Genomic DNA, 1,481 nt, shown 5'->3' on the forward strand with positions numbered 1-1,481 from the left:
AAAATATAGTATAATAATCTAATGTGAAGAAATAAAGAAATAAAGAAATAAGGAGATAATTATGAGAATTAATAAATATATAGCATCTTGCGGAATTGCATCAAGAAGAAAAGCAGAAGAATTGATAATTGAAAATCGTGTTAAAGTAAATGGGAAAGTAATAAATGAATTATCATTTCAAATAAATGAAACTGAAGATAAGGTAGAAGTAGATGGAAAGCTAATTGGTTTAGAAGAAGAATTAGTATATATTATGTTAAATAAACCTGAAGGATATGTTACAACGGTAAAAGATCAGTTTGACAGAAAAAGCGTTATAGACTTAGTAAAAGGTGTAGGAGCTAGAGTTTATCCCATTGGGAGATTAGACTATGAAACAAGTGGATTATTATTATTAACTAATGATGGAGATTTGACATATAAATTGACTCATCCTAAGCATGAGGTTGATAAAATTTATGTTGCTACAGTAAAAGGAATTCCAAATGAAGCTGAAATTAACAATTTTGAAAAAGGACTATATATAGAAGATTATAAAACTGCTCCGGCTAAAATAAAGATAGTTAAAAAGAATATTGAAAAAAACTATGCTGTTTGCGAAATAAAAATACATGAAGGTAGAAATAGACAAGTAAGAAAAATGTGCAGAGCTATAAATCATCCTGTTATGAACTTAAGAAGAAAAGCTATGGGTAAAATTGTATTAAAGGATGTTGAGATAGGACAATATAGATATTTAACTAATGACGAGATAAATTATTTAAAGAAATTAAAGTAAAAGGATTGAAGTAAAATGATGAAAGCAAAATATTTAACTAAAGTAACAGACTTAAATAAGGTGCTGTTAGAAGATGTTATAAATGAAGGTGATATCGTAATTGATGCTACAATGGGAAATGGATATGATACAAAATATCTTGCAGAAAAAGTAGGAGAAAATGGTTTAGTTTACAGTTTTGATGTCCAAGAAGAAGCTATAAAAAGTACTAAAAAAAGATTAGAAAAAGCGGAGCTTATAGATAGAGTAAAATTAATTTTAGATGGTCACCAAAATATGGATATGTATGTAGACAAAGAGGTAAGTTGCGTGATATTTAACTTAGGGTATTTACCAAGAGCTAAACATCAAGTTATAACAAAACCAGATACAACACTAGAAGCAATTAAAAAAAGCTTGAAATTATTAAAACCACATGGGGTTGTAAGCATAGCTATTTATACAGGACATGAAGGTGGTATGGAAGAGTTTGATGAAGTATTTAAATATGTAAGTGAACTAGACCAAAGTGAATATAATGCACTAAACTGTAATTTTGTAAATCAAATAAATCATCCTCCAAGATTAATAATGGTAGAAAAAAAGAATAATTATATATAAAAAAAGAAAGTAATGAGTTAGAAACTTCTAATCTTATTACTTTTTTTATCTTATTTTTTATATGTATACAATATATTTTTGAAAAAATATTAAAAAATATTAA

General features: G+C 26.5%; 2 protein-coding genes. Both read left to right on the top strand.

The window, feature by feature from the left end:
* Positions 1 to 61: 61 nt before the first annotated feature.
* A complete protein-coding gene (locus VN21_RS08945; protein ID WP_046822950.1) occupies positions 62 to 778 on the top strand; it encodes a pseudouridine synthase in 717 nt (238 codons plus the stop codon).
* 15 nt (positions 779 to 793) lie between these two features.
* Positions 794 to 1,378, top strand: a complete 585-nt coding sequence (locus VN21_RS08950; protein ID WP_084822051.1) for a tRNA (mnm(5)s(2)U34)-methyltransferase — start codon at positions 794 to 796, stop codon at positions 1,376 to 1,378.
* Positions 1,379 to 1,481 lie beyond the last annotated feature (103 nt).

Origin of the sequence: Paraclostridium benzoelyticum (assembly GCF_001006285.1) — a bacterium.
GTDB classification, from domain to species: domain Bacteria; phylum Bacillota; class Clostridia; order Peptostreptococcales; family Peptostreptococcaceae; genus Paraclostridium; species Paraclostridium benzoelyticum.

Excerpts from the sequence above, each read along its gene's own strand:
- VN21_RS08950 (WP_084822051.1), top strand. The coding sequence starts at position 794 with ATGATGAAAGCAAAATATTTAACTAAAGTAACAGACTTAAATAAGGTG.
- VN21_RS08945 (WP_046822950.1), top strand. The coding sequence starts at position 62 with ATGAGAATTAATAAATATATAGCATCTTGCGGAATTGCATCAAGAAGA.